The sequence below is a fragment of the Paracoccus fontiphilus genome (assembly GCF_017356265.1).
In the GTDB taxonomy this organism is placed as follows: Bacteria; Pseudomonadota; Alphaproteobacteria; order Rhodobacterales; family Rhodobacteraceae; genus Paracoccus; species Paracoccus fontiphilus.
The window spans coordinates 35,311-50,501 of record NZ_JAFNAW010000009.1; the positions used below are offsets into that span (position 1 = coordinate 35,311).

The 15,191-nt window shown below is 66.5% G+C and carries 17 protein-coding genes; 10 read left to right on the top strand and 7 right to left on the bottom strand.

Annotation, left to right across the window (positions count from 1 at the left end; translation table 11 throughout):
* Positions 1-54 precede the first annotated feature (54 nt).
* The 3 genes from J0F76_RS05230 to hspQ all read left to right on the top strand — a co-directional run bounded on the left by J0F76_RS05230 (position 55) and on the right by hspQ (position 1,713).
* Positions 55-792, top strand: coding sequence for a metallophosphoesterase (locus tag J0F76_RS05230; RefSeq protein WP_207466473.1), 738 nt, complete (start codon positions 55-57; stop codon positions 790-792).
* A complete protein-coding gene (locus J0F76_RS05235; RefSeq protein ID WP_207466475.1) occupies positions 783-1,247 on the top strand; it encodes a CreA family protein in 465 nt (154 codons plus the stop codon). Before J0F76_RS05230 ends, J0F76_RS05235 begins: the two co-directional genes overlap by 10 nt.
* Before the next feature lie 133 nt (positions 1,248-1,380).
* A complete protein-coding gene (gene hspQ, locus J0F76_RS05240; RefSeq protein WP_207466477.1) occupies positions 1,381-1,713 on the top strand; it encodes a heat shock protein HspQ in 333 nt (110 codons plus the stop codon).
* Here the strand turns inward: hspQ and J0F76_RS05245 are convergent.
* Together J0F76_RS05245 and J0F76_RS05250 are read right to left on the bottom strand one after the other, a co-directional pair.
* Positions 1,706-2,188 carry an ATP-binding protein gene (locus J0F76_RS05245; RefSeq protein ID WP_207466478.1) on the bottom strand — a complete coding sequence of 161 codons (483 nt, stop codon included), beginning with the start codon at positions 2,186-2,188 and terminating at the stop codon, positions 1,706-1,708. The two genes, hspQ and J0F76_RS05245, sit on opposite strands and share 8 nt — an antisense overlap.
* 7 nt (positions 2,189-2,195) lie before the next feature.
* Entirely contained in the window at positions 2,196-2,522 is a 327-nt protein-coding gene (locus J0F76_RS05250) for an STAS domain-containing protein (RefSeq protein ID WP_207466480.1), read from the bottom strand.
* 276 nt (positions 2,523-2,798) lie between these two features.
* On the opposite strand from J0F76_RS05250, the gene J0F76_RS05255 reads away from it, so the two are divergent.
* The 5 genes from J0F76_RS05255 (at position 2,799) to J0F76_RS05275 (ending at position 9,299) form a co-directional block, all read left to right on the top strand.
* Positions 2,799-4,208 (top strand): circularly permuted type 2 ATP-grasp protein, encoded by a 1,410-nt coding sequence (locus J0F76_RS05255; RefSeq protein ID WP_207466483.1) that lies wholly within the window; start codon positions 2,799-2,801, stop codon positions 4,206-4,208.
* Positions 4,209-4,222: 14 nt separating this feature from the next.
* Entirely contained in the window at positions 4,223-5,179 is a 957-nt protein-coding gene (locus tag J0F76_RS05260) for an alpha-E domain-containing protein (protein ID WP_207466485.1), read from the top strand.
* Positions 5,179-6,021 (top strand): transglutaminase family protein, encoded by an 843-nt coding sequence (locus J0F76_RS05265; protein ID WP_207466487.1) that lies wholly within the window; start codon positions 5,179-5,181, stop codon positions 6,019-6,021. Before J0F76_RS05260 ends, J0F76_RS05265 begins: the two co-directional genes overlap by 1 nt.
* A gap of 169 nt (positions 6,022-6,190) precedes the next feature.
* Entirely contained in the window at positions 6,191-6,916 is a 726-nt protein-coding gene (locus J0F76_RS05270; RefSeq protein ID WP_207466489.1) for an Ntn hydrolase family protein, read from the top strand.
* Between the two features lie 103 nt (positions 6,917-7,019).
* Positions 7,020-9,299, top strand: coding sequence for an NADP-dependent malic enzyme (locus J0F76_RS05275; RefSeq protein ID WP_207466491.1), 2,280 nt, complete (start codon positions 7,020-7,022; stop codon positions 9,297-9,299).
* Positions 9,300-9,401: 102 nt separating this feature from the next.
* On the opposite strand, the gene J0F76_RS05280 is transcribed toward J0F76_RS05275, so the two are convergent.
* Positions 9,402-9,767 (bottom strand): hypothetical protein, encoded by a 366-nt coding sequence (locus J0F76_RS05280; RefSeq protein ID WP_207466494.1) that lies wholly within the window; start codon positions 9,765-9,767, stop codon positions 9,402-9,404.
* Positions 9,768-9,885: 118 nt separating this feature from the next.
* A complete protein-coding gene (gene trhO, locus J0F76_RS05285) occupies positions 9,886-10,809 on the bottom strand; it encodes an oxygen-dependent tRNA uridine(34) hydroxylase TrhO (RefSeq protein ID WP_207466496.1) in 924 nt (307 codons plus the stop codon).
* 101 nt (positions 10,810-10,910) lie between these two features.
* Here trhO and pncA point away from each other — a divergent pair, with 101 nt between their 5' ends.
* On the top strand, positions 10,911-11,507 hold the full coding sequence (pncA, locus tag J0F76_RS05290) for a bifunctional nicotinamidase/pyrazinamidase (protein WP_207466498.1): 597 nt from the start codon (positions 10,911-10,913) through the stop codon (positions 11,505-11,507).
* A gap of 4 nt (positions 11,508-11,511) precedes the next feature.
* Positions 11,512-12,804 carry a nicotinate phosphoribosyltransferase gene (gene pncB / locus J0F76_RS05295; RefSeq protein ID WP_207466500.1) on the top strand — a complete coding sequence of 431 codons (1,293 nt, stop codon included), beginning with the start codon at positions 11,512-11,514 and terminating at the stop codon, positions 12,802-12,804.
* 6 nt (positions 12,805-12,810) lie between these two features.
* Here pncB and J0F76_RS05300 read toward each other — a convergent pair whose 3' ends face one another.
* Genes J0F76_RS05300 through arfB form a run of 3 tightly spaced genes read right to left on the bottom strand, consistent with a single transcriptional unit; the run spans position 12,811 to position 15,131 of the window.
* On the bottom strand, positions 12,811-14,250 hold the full coding sequence (locus J0F76_RS05300; protein WP_207466502.1) for an inorganic phosphate transporter: 1,440 nt from the start codon (positions 14,248-14,250) through the stop codon (positions 12,811-12,813).
* Between the two features lie 9 nt (positions 14,251-14,259).
* Positions 14,260-14,712 carry an NUDIX hydrolase gene (locus J0F76_RS05305; protein ID WP_341351559.1) on the bottom strand — a complete coding sequence of 151 codons (453 nt, stop codon included), beginning with the start codon at positions 14,710-14,712 and terminating at the stop codon, positions 14,260-14,262.
* Positions 14,709-15,131 (bottom strand): alternative ribosome rescue aminoacyl-tRNA hydrolase ArfB, encoded by a 423-nt coding sequence (gene arfB / locus J0F76_RS05310; protein WP_207466504.1) that lies wholly within the window; start codon positions 15,129-15,131, stop codon positions 14,709-14,711. The genes J0F76_RS05305 and arfB overlap by 4 nt, the downstream gene beginning before the upstream one ends.
* Positions 15,132-15,191: the final 60 nt, after the last annotated feature.

The window sequence follows — 15,191 nt, forward strand, 5'->3', positions numbered from 1 at the left end:
CCCTTACGCAAGGGGGCGCGGCCTTGTTCGCCGCGCGGCGCAGCGGGGGCGACCATGCGACTGTATGTCATTGGCGATGTCCACGGGCATCTGGACAAGCTGAAGGCCGCGCATGACCGCATCTTCCGCGACGGCGGCCGGGACGCGGTCATCGCCCATGTGGGCGACCTGATCGACCGGGGCCCCGATTCCCGCGGTGTCGTCGAATACCTGATGGCCGGTCAGGCCGAGGGGCGGCCTTGGACCGTGACGCGCGGCAACCATGACCGCTTCCTGCCGCAATACCTGCTGCAGCCCGACTGGGTCGATCCGGGGCTCAGCTCGAAGCTGCACTGGACGCTGCATTCCGGCCTTGGCGCGCCCGAGACGCTGCGATCCTATGGCGTCGACACCGCCTTGCCGCCCGAGCGGATGCTGGCCGAGGCCAAGCGCGCGGTGCCGGCGGAACATGCGACCTTTCTGGCCTCGCTGCCGCTTTATTTCCTGCACCCGCTGGGTCTCGTGGTTCATGCCGGCGTCCGGCCCGGGGTCGATCTGCAGGACCAGGTCGAGGAGGATCTGGTCTGGATTCGGCAGGGCTTTCTCAACAGCCTGCACGATCATGGCCCGCTGGTGATCCATGGCCACACCGCCATCCAGACCGCCACGCATTACGGCAATCGCCTGAACGTCGATGGCGGGGCCGCCTATGGCCGTCCGCTTTGCGCGGTGGTCATCGAAAAGGGCGCCGTTCATCTGCTGACCGATGACGGGCGCGTGCCGTTGAAGCCGGAGAATCTGCCATGCGACTGACCACCCTTGCCCTGCTGATGCTGCCCACCTTGGCCGGGGCCGAGGAGGTGGCGAAGGTCGGCGTCGACTGGGTCGGCAACGACATCGTCATCGAGGCCGTCGCCGATCCCGTCGTGGGCGGCGTGACCTGCCACCTGGCCTATTTCGAACGCTCGGTCCTGGACCGGCTGAGCCAGGGCAACTGGTTCGAGGACCCGTCGAACAGCGCCATCCAGTGCGCCCGCACCGGCCCTGTCGATGTCAGCACCCTGCGCCCCGGCAGGTCCGAGGACGTGTTCAGCGAAGGCCGCTCGCTTCTGTTCAAGTCGCTGCGGATCAAGCGGATCTATGATGCCAAGAACCAGGTGCTGATCTACCTGGCCCATGCCAGCGAACTGAGCGAGGGGTCGGCCAAGATGTCGATGTCCACCGTGCCCCTGCTGGCCGGCGACGCGGGCGCGTCCCCCGCGGACTGATGCCCCGGCCTGTGGCCTTTGCGTCGCGTCCGTTGCGTGGAAATCGTGCAAATGCTGGTGATCTGGTGGACAGAATCGTCCGCCGGGATTAGAACACCCGTCAGTCCTGTCCCGACAGCGCAGTGGAACATTCATGCAGGCACATCATCGCATCGCAAAATACGGCCTGGGTCAGGTGGTCCGTCATCGGAACCGTCCGTTCCGCGGGGTGATTTTCGATGTGGACCCCGAATTCGCCAATACCCAGGAATGGTACGATTCGATCCCCGAGGATGCGCGTCCGGCCAAGGACCAGCCTTTCTACCATCTCTATGCCGAGACCGAGGCAACCTATTACGTCGCCTATGTCTCGGAACAGAACCTGGTTCCCGACCACTCGGGCGAACCGCTGGATCATCCCGAGGTGTTCGAGATGTTCGGCGATTTCGAGGACGGCCGCTATCCGCTGATGGGGCCGCTCAACTGAGCTGCTGATAGGGCACGGTGAAGGCCAGGCAATTGCGGTGGTCTTCGCGGTAATAGCACAGGGACTGGGTCAGGCCCTGGATCAGGAACCAGCCGAATCCGCCTTCGGGCAGGTCGAGGGGGTCGATCGCGGGCAGGTTGCGCGGCTTCAGGCAATCGGCGGGCAGCTTGCCGCCGTCATCGGTGATCGCGCAGGACAGGCCGCCATCCTGCATGACGATGCACAGATGCATCGCCCCCGAGCCGACGCCTTGGGTCGCGGAATGTTCCGCCACGTTGTTCATCACCTCGGCCAGGACCAGCTCCAGCCGCCCCAGGGTGTCGGCCGTGATCGCCGGGGCGAAGCGGGCGCGCAGGTCGGTCAGCGCCCGGCGGACCTCCTGCGGGTCCGCATGGAGCACGCGGTGGAACATCGGTCGAACCCGTGTCGCCGGGCGCGGATCGGGTCCGGCATTCTGCCGTTCGGTATGGGCCATCGTTACTCTACTCCTGCTGGGTGGCGACGGGGCGGATGTCAAAGACACCATCCATCCGCGTCAGCCGGAACACACGCTCGACATTGGGGGTCAGCCCGTCCAGGACCAGCGGCAGGGCTTCGGGCAGGGCCTTGCGGACGGCGATCATCGCCCCCAGGCCGGAACTGTCCATGAAATCGACGCGCCGCATGTCCAGCTGGACCGGCTTCCTGCCGCGCAGCACGATTTCCCGCAGCCGATCCTTGAACCGGGTGGCGATGGCCGCGTCGATGCGCGCTTCATCGACGATGACGACCATCTGGGCTTCGGTTTCGTTGATGATCAGTTTGGGCATGTCGTTCCTCTGGGCTTGCCCTCACAGCCCTAGGGGAAAAACGTTACCATCCGGTAAGCAGGGCTATCCTTTCAGGCCGGCCCCCTTCCTAAATCCCGGCCTGCCCAAAACTTCGGCATACGCCTGGGCGGGGGTCGTCGTCTGCCCATGCCTTGACCCGCCCCTGCGGAACTTTCGCGCAGCAAGCGCCATTCCTTTGTGGACTTGGCAAAAACCGTCTCCGATCATCAAGGGGAAAGAAGGCCTGTGAAGGGTCCGGTGTCAGCGGGTGGATGGATGTCATACTACAACGAGATGTACGAGGGGTCGCGGGTCCGCGAGCCCTATGCGCGCCTGAGCCAGTGGGTCGAGACGATGCCGGCCGACTTCCGGCAGATGAAGCAGGCCGAGGCCGAGGCCCTGTTCCGCCGCATCGGCATCACCTTCGCGGTCTATGGCGAGGGCGGCGACCCGGACCGGCTGATTCCCTTCGACATGATGCCCCGCGTCTTCGAGCAGGCCGAGTGGCGCCGTCTGGAACGCGGCATCAAGCAGCGGGCGCGCGCGCTCAACGCATTCCTGCGCGATGTCTATGGCCGGGCCGAGATCGTCCGCGCGGGCCGCATCCCCGCCCGGCTGGTCTATCAGAACGAGGCCTACGAGAAGGCCGTGGTCGGCGTTGTCCCTCCGCGCGGCGTTTATTCCCACATCATCGGCATCGACCTGGTGCGCACAGCCAAGGACCAGTTCTATGTGCTGGAGGACAACTGCCGCACGCCCTCGGGCGTCAGCTACATGCTGGAAAACCGCGAGATCATGATGCGGATGTTCCCGGGCCTGTTCCGCGGCAACCGGATCGAGCCGGTGGACCAGTATCCCGACCTTCTGCGCCGCACGCTGGAGTCGGTCGCGCCCGCCAAGTGCCAGGACCGGCCCACCTGCGTGATCCTGACGCCGGGCCACTTCAACAGCGCCTATTACGAGCACAGCTTCCTTGCGAACCTGATGGGTGTCGAATTGGTCGAGGGCGCGGATCTGTTCGTGGATGGCGAGTTCGTCTTCATGCGCACCACCCAAGGGCCGAAGCGCGTGGACGTGATCTATCGCCGGATCGACGATCCCTTCCTGGACCCCCTGTGCTTCCGCCCCGATTCGATGCTGGGCGTGCCGGGGCTGATGGATGTCTATCGCTCGGGCGGGGTGTCGATCTGTTCCGCGCCGGGCGCGGGCGTGGCCGACGACAAGGCGATCTATACATTCGTCCCCGAGATGGTCCGCTTCTATCTGGGCGAGGAGCCCTTGCTGCAGAACGTCCAGACCTGGACGCTGTGGAAGGACGACGACTACAGATACGTCATGGAGAACCTGCCCGACCTGGTGGTGAAGGAGGTCCATGGCTCGGGCGGCTACGGGATGCTGGTCGGGCCGAAATCCACTCGGGAGGAGATCGAGGCCTTTCGCGCCAAGATCGAGGCCAATCCCGGCAACTACATCGCCCAACCGACGCTGGCCCTGTCCACCTGCCCCACCTTTGTCGCCGAAGGGCTGGCGCCGCGCCATGTGGACCTGCGCCCCTACTGCCTGTGCGGCGACCGGATCGAGCTTGTGCCGGGGGGCCTGACCCGCGTGGCGCTGCGCGAGGGCAGCCTTGTCGTGAACTCGTCGCAGGGCGGGGGCGTCAAGGACACCTGGGTCTTGTCGGAATAAGGGGGGTTTCAGCCATGCTCAGCCGCACCGCCGCCAACCTGTTCTGGATGGGCCGCCACCTGGAACGCGCCGACACTGCCGCCCGCCTGCTGGACGTGGGCCAGCGCATCACGCTGCTGCCCAACACCGCCTCGGGCTATCAGAACGAATGGAACTCGCTTCTGCAGGCATCGGGGACCGCCACCCTGTTCGCCAAGAAATACGGCGAGGTCAGCCAGGAAAACATCGAGGAGTTCATCTTCTTCGACCGCCAGAACCCGTCCTCGGTCCTGTCCTGCATCGAGAAGGCCCGCGAGGCGGGCCGCATCGTGCGCACCGCCCTGACCAGCCAGGTCTGGGACGCGCTGAACGTCACCTATCAGGATCTGCGCAAGCTGGAAAAGACGCCGCGCGGCAAGCTGGACACGGCCTCGCTGACGGATTTCACCACCAGCCACACCTCGACCGTGCGGGGCGCGATCAACGCTACGCAGTTGCGCAACGACGGCTGGCATTTCATGAACCTGGGCTATGGGCTGGAACGCGCGGATGCGACGGCGCGGCTGCTGGACGTCAAGTATTACGTCCTGCTGCCCCGGATCGAGTTCGTGGGATCGGGGCTGGACACCTATCAATGGCAGGTGATCCTGCGGGCGCTGTCGGCGCACCGGGCCTATCACTGGGCCTATGGCGGCGACATCACGGCGGGACGGGTCGCGGATTTCCTGATCCTGAACGGCGAAAGCCCCCGGTCGCTGATCACCTCGCTGTACGAGGCGGTGTGGAACCTGGAGGGCATCGCCAAGCGCTATGGCGAGACGGTGCCCACGACCGCGCGGGACAAGGCCCGAGAGGTCCTGGGCCGCTTGCAGGCCCATGACATCGACATGATCTTCGACGAAGGCCTGCATGAATTCCTGACCTGGTTCATCGGAGAGATCGGCACGATCTCGACCTTGGTGCACGAGGATTACCTGCTGGGGGGATCGTGATGAAGCTGCGCGTCTTTCATCAGACGGCTTATCGCTATGACCGGCCGGTCCGGAACCTTGTGCAAAGCTTGCGGCTGACGCCCTCGGCCTTCGAGGGCCAGCGCACGCATGACTGGGCGATCGACGTGTCCGGCGGCGCGCGCGGCCCTGGCTTCCGGGACGGCGCGGGCGACTGGATCGAGGGCTGGACCGTGCGCGGTCCGACCGAGGAGGTGGTCGTCACCATTTCTGGCCGGATCGAGACGCGCGACACGGCGGGCGTGCTGCGGGGGCATCGCGAGTTGATCCATCCGCTTGCCTACCTGCGCGACACGGCGGCCACGAGGGCGGATGCAGGGCTGCGGGATCTGGCGGCCCTGGCCACGGATGCCGCCGATCCGCTGGATCTGGCCCATCGGCTGTCGGCCACGGTGTCGGACGCCATCGCCTATGCTCCGGGCCGGACCGCGTTCCACACCACCGCGGCCGAGGCCCTGGAGCAGGGCGAGGGCGTCTGCCAGGACCATGCCCATGCGCTGATCGCGGTGGCCCGGTTGCGCGACCTGCCGGCGCGCTATGTCTCGGGTTATCTGCACAGCACCGCCGAGGGTGAAGCGCACGAGGCCGCCCATGCCTGGGCCGAACTTCACGTGCAGGGCCTGGGCTGGGTGGGCTTCGACCCTGCCAACCGCTGCTGCCCCGACGAACGCTATGTCCGGCTGGGATCGGGGCTGGATGCATCCGATGCGGCGCCGATCCGGGGGATCGCGGCGGGCCAGGGGATCGAGACGCTGGATGTCGCGGTGAATGTCGAGGAAGTCGAGCGCTTCCAGAACCAGAGTCAGAGCCAGACGCAAAGCTGAAGAAGGGGGCTGCCGCCCCCTCTTGGCCTGCGGCCAATTCACCCCTGCGGATATTTGGACCAAGGCAAAGGGCATGGGAGTGGGGCGCCCCTGTTCCCGAAAGGACGGATTGCGACCGGATGGCTGCGCCTTTAGATTGCAACGCGATCATGACGGGAAAGACACAGCCATGACCTATTGCGTCGGCTTGAAGCTGAATGCCGGACTGGTGCTGCTGTCGGACACGCGCACCAATGCGGGCCTGGACAATATCGCCTGCTATCGGAAGATGTTCTTCTTCGAACAGTTGGGCGAACGCGCCATTGTGGTGATGACCGCCGGGTCGCTGTCCGTCACGCAGACCACGCTGGCCCGCCTGACCGAGGCCATCCATGACGAGATGGCGGACGAGACGACCTCGATCATGAAGGCCCAGACGATGCTGCAGGTCGCCACGATCATCGGCGACACCCTGTCGCGCACGCGTCGAGAGATCGCCGAGCAATGCCGCGACCTGCGCCAGCAGGCATCCGCCTCGATGATCGTCGCGGGCCAGCGCTGCGGCGGCGACATGCGGATGTTCCTGATCTATCCCGAGGGCAACTTCATCGAGGCGACGGACGACACCCCCTTCCTGCAGATCGGCGAGCACAAGTACGGCAAGCCGATCCTGGACCGCGTGGTGACGCCCGCCACCAGTCTTGCGGATGCGCAGAAGGCGGTGCTGCTGTCGATGGATTCGACCCTGCGGTCGAATCTGTCGGTCGGGATGCCGCTGGACCTGGCGATCATCGAACGGGACGCCTGCGCGGTGACGTCGCGGCGGCGCATCCTGGACGGCGACCCGGACTTCGCCCGGATGAGCGCGGCGTGGTCGGCCGCCCTGCGCGAAAGCTTCGTCAACATCTCGATCTGACGGGCATTCGGCGCCGCCGCGCGACAAAGCTTCGCGTGGAAAGCGTGTTGAGCCGGTCGTGACGCAACGTTAAACGGGGCCACCACCCCCCGGAGGATCGCCCATGACCGACAAGACCTCTCGCAGCGCCCGCGTCACCCCCGAGGAGGCGCTGGCCTATCACATGGAACCGCGTCCGGGGAAGTTCGACATTGTCGCCTCCACCCCCATGACCACGCAGCGCGACCTGTCGCTGGCCTATTCGCCGGGCGTGGCCGTTCCCGTGCAAGCCATCGCCGATCGGCCCGAGACGGCCTACGATTACACCACCAAGGGCAACATGGTCGCCGTGATCTCCAACGGAACCGCAATCCTGGGGATGGGCAACCTGGGCGCGCTGGCCTCGAAGCCGGTGATGGAAGGCAAGGCAGTGCTGTTCAAGCGCTTCGCCGACGTGAACGCCATCGACATCGAGCTGGACACCGAGGACGCGGACGAATTCATCAACGCCGTGCGCTTGATGGGTCCGACCTTCGGCGGCATCAACCTGGAGGACATCAAGGCGCCCGAATGCTTCATCATCGAGCAGCGCCTGAAGGAGATGATGGACATCCCCGTCTTCCACGACGACCAGCACGGCACGGCGGTGATCTGCGCTGCGGGCCTGCTGAACGCGCTGGAACTGTCGGGCAAGAAGATCGAGGACGTGAAGATCGTCCTGAACGGCGCGGGCGCCGCCGGGATCGCCTGTCTTGAACTGCTGAAGGCCATGGGCGCGCGGCACGAGAACTGCATCATGGCCGACACCAAGGGCGTCATCTACCAGGGCCGGACTGAAGGAATGAACCAGTGGAAGTCGGCCCATGCGGTCGTGACGGATGCCCGCACGCTGGAAGACGCGATGAAGGGCGCCGACGTGTTCCTGGGCGTGTCGGCCAAGGGCGCGGTGACGCCCGCGATGGTGGAAAGCATGGCCGACAACCCGGTCATCTTCGCCATGGCGAACCCCGATCCCGAGATCACGCCCGAGGACGCCCATGCCGTCCGCCCCGACGCCATCGTCGCCACCGGACGCAGCGACTATCCGAACCAGGTGAACAACGTCCTGGGCTTTCCCTACCTGTTCCGCGGCGCGCTGGACATCCACGCCCGCGCCATCAACGACGAGATGAAGATCGCCTGCGCCGAGGCGCTGGCGGCCTTGGCGCGCGAGGATGTCCCCGACGAGGTCGCCGTGGCCTATGGCCGCAAGCTGCAGTTCGGGCGCGACTACATCATCCCGACGCCCTTCGACCCGCGCCTGATCCATGTCGTGCCGCCGGCGGTGGCGCGTGCGGGCATGGATACCGGCGTCGCCCGCCGCCCGATCATCGACATGGACGGCTATGTCCAGTCGCTGAAGAACCGTATGGACCCGACCGCCGCGATCCTGCAGGGCATCCATGCCCGTGCCCGCCAAAGCCAAGCCCGCATGATCTTCGCCGAGGGCGACGACCCCCGCGTGCTGCGCGCCGCCGTCGCTTGGCAGCGCGGCGGCATGGGCCAGTCGCTGGTGGTGGGCCGCGAGGCCGACGTGAAGGAAAAACTGGAAGCGGTGGGCCTTGCGGATGCGGTGCGCGAACTGACGGTGGTCAACGCCGCCAATTCGCGCCACCTCGATGCCTATCACGAGTTCCTGTATGCCCGGCTGCAACGCAAGGGCGTGGACCGCGAGGACGCGCACAAGCTGGCCAACCGCGACCGCCATGTCTTCGCCGCGCTGATGCTGGCGCATGGCCATGGCGACGGACTGGTGACGGGGGCCACCCGCAAGAACGCGCCGGTGCTGGCGCAACTGGGCACCGTCTTCGACCTGCGCCCGCAGGATGGCGCGGTGGGCATCACCGCCGTGCTGCACAAGGGCCGGATCGTGCTGATCGGCGACACGCTGGTCCATGAATGGCCCGAGGCCGAGGATCTGGCCGACATCGCGGTTCGCGGCGCCGCCGTGGCGCGCGGCCTGGGGCTGGAGCCTCGCGTGGCCTTCCTGTCATTCTCGAACTTCGGCTATCCGGTCAGCGAGCGCGCGATCAAGATGGCCGAGGCGCCCAAGGTCCTGGACCGTCGCGGCGTCGATTTCGAGTACGAGGGCGAGATGACCGTGGACGTCGCGCTGAACATGGAATCGGCCGCGCGCTATCCCTTCAGCCGCCTGACCGGGCCTGCCAACGTGCTTGTGGTGCCCGCGCGGCATTCGGCATCCATCAGCGTGAAGCTGATGCAGGAAATGGCGGGCGCCACGGTGATCGGCCCCATCCTGACCGGCGTGCCGCAGCCCATCCAGATCTGCTCGACCACCTCAACGGTGAACGACATCCTGAACATGGCGGCGATTTCCGCCGGCGGGTTGGGGACGGGGCGCTGAAAGGAGGCGCTACGGAGAGGTCGCTGCAGCGTTCAATGGATGCCAGAAGGAAGCCCGCACCCCGTCGGACAGGCAGGCTTCCTTCCGATCCGGTTCCTGAAATCACTCGGGATATTGCCGGGAGGCTTGAGCAGTACCCAGTACCTTCCCTTCTCGTCCTGCCTGATCCTTGGCAGTGGCGGTCCAGACATAAGTATGGCTGCCGTTCGGGGGACACGGGCTCTTGTACTTGAAAACACCCGGCGGAACCGTCCCGTCGGTGCTGATACCGACGGCTCCTCCGCCGTGTCTGTAGGACCGGGCGTCGAGATCCGTCAGCTTGAACTCGACCACCTGTGTGCCAGGCGGAAGGCCTTTGACCGCGAAAGCCGGATTGGGCACCGTTTTCGGCTTCCCGGTCGTGCAGCTTGCCAATCCGTTCCACGAAAAATCGATCTGGAAATCAGATCCGAAAACCGGTGCCGTCATGCATGTCACGCAAAAAAGGGCAGCAGTTATCAAGCGCATCTAAAAATTCTCCAATCCGTCAAAGGACATCTTGCCGGACTATGCACGGCCTTTTGTCCGGATCAAGAAATACACTCTTCTAGTTTGAAGAAAAACGTGCAGGATTATCCGTATCATAGCCTGCGAACAACTCGCCCCGCGCGACCTGCCGCTGCCGTTCCCGGAATCGCGCCCGGTCAGCTTCGTCGTATTCCCCGACGCAGCGGTGGCAACTAACGCCTTCCTCGTATTCGGGGCGGGCGCGGTCCTCGGGGGCCAAGGGGCGGCGGCAGGCGTGGCATAGCCCGTGGCGGCCCTGCTGCAGGCCGTGGGTCAGGCTGACCCGACTGTCGAAGACGAAGCATTCGCCCTGCCACAGGCTGTCGGCCTCGGGCACCTCCTCGAGGTATTTCAGAATGCCGCCCTTCAGGTGGAAGACCTCCTCGACCCCCTGCGACAGCAGCCAGTTCGTCGATTTCTCGCAGCGGATGCCGCCGGTGCAGAACATCGCCACGCGCTTGCCCGCGAAGCGGTCGGCATTGGCCTGCCACCAGGCGGGGAAATCGCGAAAGCTGCGGGTGCCGGGATCGACGGCGCCGGCGAAGGTGCCGACGGCGACCTCGTAGTCGTTGCGGGTGTCGATCACCGCCACGTCGGGCGCGCTGATCAGCGCGTTCCAGTCGGCCGGATCGACATAACGGCCGACGGCAGCGCGCGGATCGACATCGGGCTGGCCCATCGTCACGATCTCGCGCTTGAGCCGCACCTTCATCTTGCCAAAGGGCATCGCCTCGGCCGTGCTTTCCTTCCAGTCCAGTGCCGCGCATCCCGGCAGGGCGCGGATATGGGACAGCACCGCGTCGATCCCCTCGCGCGATCCGGCGATGGTGCCGTTGATCCCCTCGGGGGCCAGCAGCAGCGTGCCCTTGACCCCGTTCGCGCAGGCGACCTTGGCCAGCGGGCCCTTCAGGGCAGCGGGGTCGGGAAAGCGGGTGAAATGATACAAGGCGGCGACGATGGGCATGGCCGGGCCATAGCCAGCATCGGCTGCCCTTTCAAGACAGGACCATTGACCCCGTGCCCGTCAGTTTCTAGGCATTGTCACAATCACCGGAAAGGGACGGAATGGCACGGGCCTTGATCGTCATCGACATGCAGACCGATTTCTGTCCCGGCGGCGCCCTGGCCGTGGCGGGCGGGGACGAGATCGTGGCCCCGATCAACAGGCTGATGGCCGGTTTCGACGCGGTGGTCCTGACGCAGGACTGGCATCCCGCCGACCATGCCAGCTTCGCCACGAACCATCCCGGCGCCACGCCGTTCAGCCTGACCGACATGCCCTACGGCCCGCAGGTGCTGTGGCCCCCCCATTGCGTGATCGGCACGCCGGGCGCCGGTTTCCACCCCGGCCTGGACCTGTCCCGCGCCGACCTGGTGATCCGCAAGGGCTTCAGGCGGCAGATCGACAGCTATTCCGCCTTTTTCGAGAACGACCATGCGACGCCCACGGGACTTGCCGGATACCTGCGCGAACGCGGCCTTTCCGACCTGTCCTTCGCCGGCCTCGCCCATGATTTCTGCGTCGCCTGGAGCGCGGTCGACGCTGCCCGCCTGGGCTTTTCCGCCACCGTGATCGAGGGGGCGACCCGCGCCATCGACCTGAACGGCAGCCGCGACCGCGCCCGCGCCGAGATGCGCGAAGCGGGCGTCATTCTGGAGTAAGCCGATGGTCGATATCGCCACCCGCGTCTACAACCACAAGTGGAAGATCGACCCGATCGTCCGGTCGCTGATCGACACCGACTTCTACAAGCTGCTGATGTGCCAGTCGATCTTTCGCAACCGGCCCGACACGGTGGTCCGGTTCCAGTTGATCAACCGCACCCGCTCGATCCGCCTGGCCGACCTGATCGACGAGGGCGAGCTGCGCGAACAGCTGGACCACGTGCGCGGGCTGTCCCTGACGCGCGGAGAATCCACCTGGCTGCGCGGCAACACCTTCTACGGCAAGCGCCAGATGTTCCGCCCCGACTTCATGGAGTTCCTGGAGAACCTGCGCCTTCCGCCCTATCAGCTTGAAAAACGCGACGGCCAGTACGAGCTGACCTTCGAGGGCCGCTGGCCCGAGGTGATGCTGTGGGAAATCCCTGCCCTGGCCATCCTGATGGAACTGCGGTCCCGCGCGGTTCTGGAAACCCTGGGGCGGTTCGAACTGCAGGTGCTTTACGCCCGCGCCATGACGCGCCTGTGGGAAAAGATCGAGAAGCTGCGCGAGATGCCCGACCTGCGCATCGCCGATTTCGGCACGCGCCGCCGCCACAGCTTCCTGTGGCAGGACTGGGCCGTGCAGGCCATGATCGAGGGCTTGGGCGAACGCTTCACCGGCACGTCGAACTGCCTGATCGCGCAGCGCCGCGACATCGAGGCCATCGGCACCAATGCCCATGAACTGCCGATGGTCTATGCCGCCCTGGCCGACACCGACACCGAGTTGCGCCGCGCCCCCTACGAGGTCCTGGCCGACTGGCACGAGGAGCATGACGGCAACCTGCGCATGATCCTGCCCGACACCTACGGGACCGAGGGCTTCCTGGCGGGCGCGCCCGACTGGCTGGCGGGCTGGACCGGCATCCGCATCGACAGCGGCGATCCCGCCGCCGGTGCCGAGACCGCGATCCGCTGGTGGCAGGAACGGGGAGAGGACCCGCGCCGCAAGCTGGTGATCTTCTCGGACGGCCTGGACGTGGCGAAGATCGTCGAGCTGCACCACCAGTTCCATGGCCGGGTCAAGGTCAGCTTCGGCTGGGGCACGCTGCTGACCAACGACTTCCGGGGCCTGGTCGCGGGCGACGGGCTGGCCCCCTTCAGCCTTGTGTGCAAGGCGGTTTCGGCCAATGGCCGCCCCACCGTCAAGCTGTCGGACAATCCCGCCAAGGCCACCGGCCCGGCCGAGGAGATCGCGCGCTATCGCCGGGTCTTCGGCGCGGGCCAGCAGGCGCGGCTGGACGTGGTGGTCTGACGGGCCTCAGATCCCCGCAAGCGACAGCATCGCAAGGCAGCACAAGGCGCCCAGCAGGGCGGTGATCGGGACCGTCACCATCCAGGCGGCGGTGATCGTGACGACATGGCTGCGGCGGATCAGCTGGCGGCGCCTGCGTTCCTCGACCGGAAGGTCGGCGCGCATGGGGGCGCTGCGGCGGTCCAGCATCTCGCGCACGAAACCGACGCCGAACACCCCGCCCACGGCCACATGGGTCGACGACACCGGCAAGCCCAGGCCCGAGGCGAACAGGACGATCATGGCGGTGGCCAGGGTGATGCAAAATGCACGGGCGGGGTTGAGTCGGGTGATCCCCTCGCCCACCATGCCGACAAGACGACGCCCGAACAGCGCAGCCCCCAGCGCGATGATCGTTCCCGCGACCGCCAGCAGCAGCAAGGGCGCCTGCAACTCGCCCGGCTGGGCGGACGTCAGGATCACCAGCAGCGGGGCCGCGACGTTGCCGGCGTCGCCCGCGCCGTGGGCAAAGGCCATCATCACGGCGGCGAACAGCAGCGGTTGGCGCAGGATACGCTTCATGCCCGGCTTGTCGCTGCCCGATTCGGCCAGAACCTGATCCACACGGCGGCGCATCAGAAGCATGGTCGCAAGCCCTGCGGCCAGGCCCAGCAACAACGGAAGGATCAGGCCAAGCGAAACGGCCGGAAACAGGGTCGCGATATAGGCCGTGAACAGCCCGACCATGGCGCCCACCATCGGCGGCAGCCAGGTGCGGGCCCCTCGGCCCCGGTCCTCGGCCTCGGCCACCCGGACGCGCAGCAGCGCAAGCAGCGCACCGGCCAAGATGGCCGCGGCGACAGGCGTCAGAATCCAGGCGAGCGCCATGACGGCGATCCCGTCCCAGGACACCGCCTGCGACCCCGCCGCCGCCAGCCCCGCCCCCGCGATGGCGCCCACGATGGAATGAGAGGTGGACACCGGCAGGTTGGCCCCGGTCGCGACCGTGATCCAGCCCGCCGCCGCGATCAGCGCGGCCAGCATGACGATCTGCCCGCCCGCGCCGCCCTCCAGCACGGCGGTGTCCACGATCCCTTCGGCCAGCCGGTGCGTCACGGCATGGCCCGCCAGTGTCGCGCCCGCGATCTCGGCCAGTCCCACAAGCACGAGGCCCGGACCGATGGCGATGGCCCCCGCCCCGACCGCGGGCCCCAAGGAGTTCGAGATGTCGTTCGCCCCGATGGACAGGCCCAGCCAGCCGGCCACGACAAAGCCCGCCCCCGTCACGATCAGGCCGGGCTGCTGGCCGGTCAGGCCCAGGGCAAGGAAGATCAGCGACACCGCCAGAAGGATGCCCGCGCCCAGCCGCAGCACAGGGCGAACGGCATAGAACTGGGCGGATTCGGCAACCGTGATCCGCCCCAGATCCTTGTCGAGCGTGCGGTATTCGCGATCAGGTCGGGTCATCCCCGCATGTCAGCCGGGCGTCGGAGGCAATGCAAGCAGGATCTGCTTCAAACCCGGTTCGACCACGCGTCGCGCCGCTTCCTCGGGCGAAAACCAGCGGCGCTTCCGCTCCTTGGCCTCGGGGAAATCGGACTGGAGATCGTCCGCCTCCATCAGGAAGACGCGGACCTCGACCGGGACCGAGTATCCCTGGTCCTGTTCCTTGTCATAGCGATAGCGGCCGATCTCGGCCTCGTGGATATGTCCCCGGACGCCCGCCTCCTCCCAAGCCTCGGTGGCGGCGGCGCCGGGCAGGGTCTTGCCTGCCATCGGCCATCCCTTGGGAATGACCCAGCGGCCCGTGCCCCGGCTGGTGACCAGCAGCACCTCGCCGGTTGTCCTGGACCGGCAGACCGCACCGACCTGCATGGCGGCGGGACGCCATCCCATCAGCAGGCGCAGGGATTGGCGCCACTGCTTCACTCTCCCTCCTCCACCCTGCCGCGCAGGGCCTTGACCTCTCCCCTCGTGTTCTTGGCCTTGAGGCGCCGCTGCTGGCTGCCCCAGGTGGGCTTGGTCGCGACCCGACGCTTGACGGGTTCGGCCGCCTGCCGGATCAGGTCGGCCAGCCGTTCGCGGGCGATGTCGCGGTTGCGGGCCTGGCTGCGGGTTTCCTGGGACAGGATCACCACCGCGCCGTCGCGCGTCCACCGCCGCCCCGCCAGCCGTTCAAGGCGGCGTTTGACCGGGTCGGCCAGGTTCGGGGAACGCGCGGCCTCGAACCGCAATTCGACCGCGGTTTCGACCTTGTTGACGTTCTGGCCGCCCGGCCCCTGGGATCTGGTGAACTGTTCGGTCAGCTCCCACTCCTCGATTGCGATGGTGTCAGTGATATGCAGCATAGCCAAGACATATGGCGCGGACAGGCACCATGAAAAGCGTCGCCATTGATAAAACGCAAA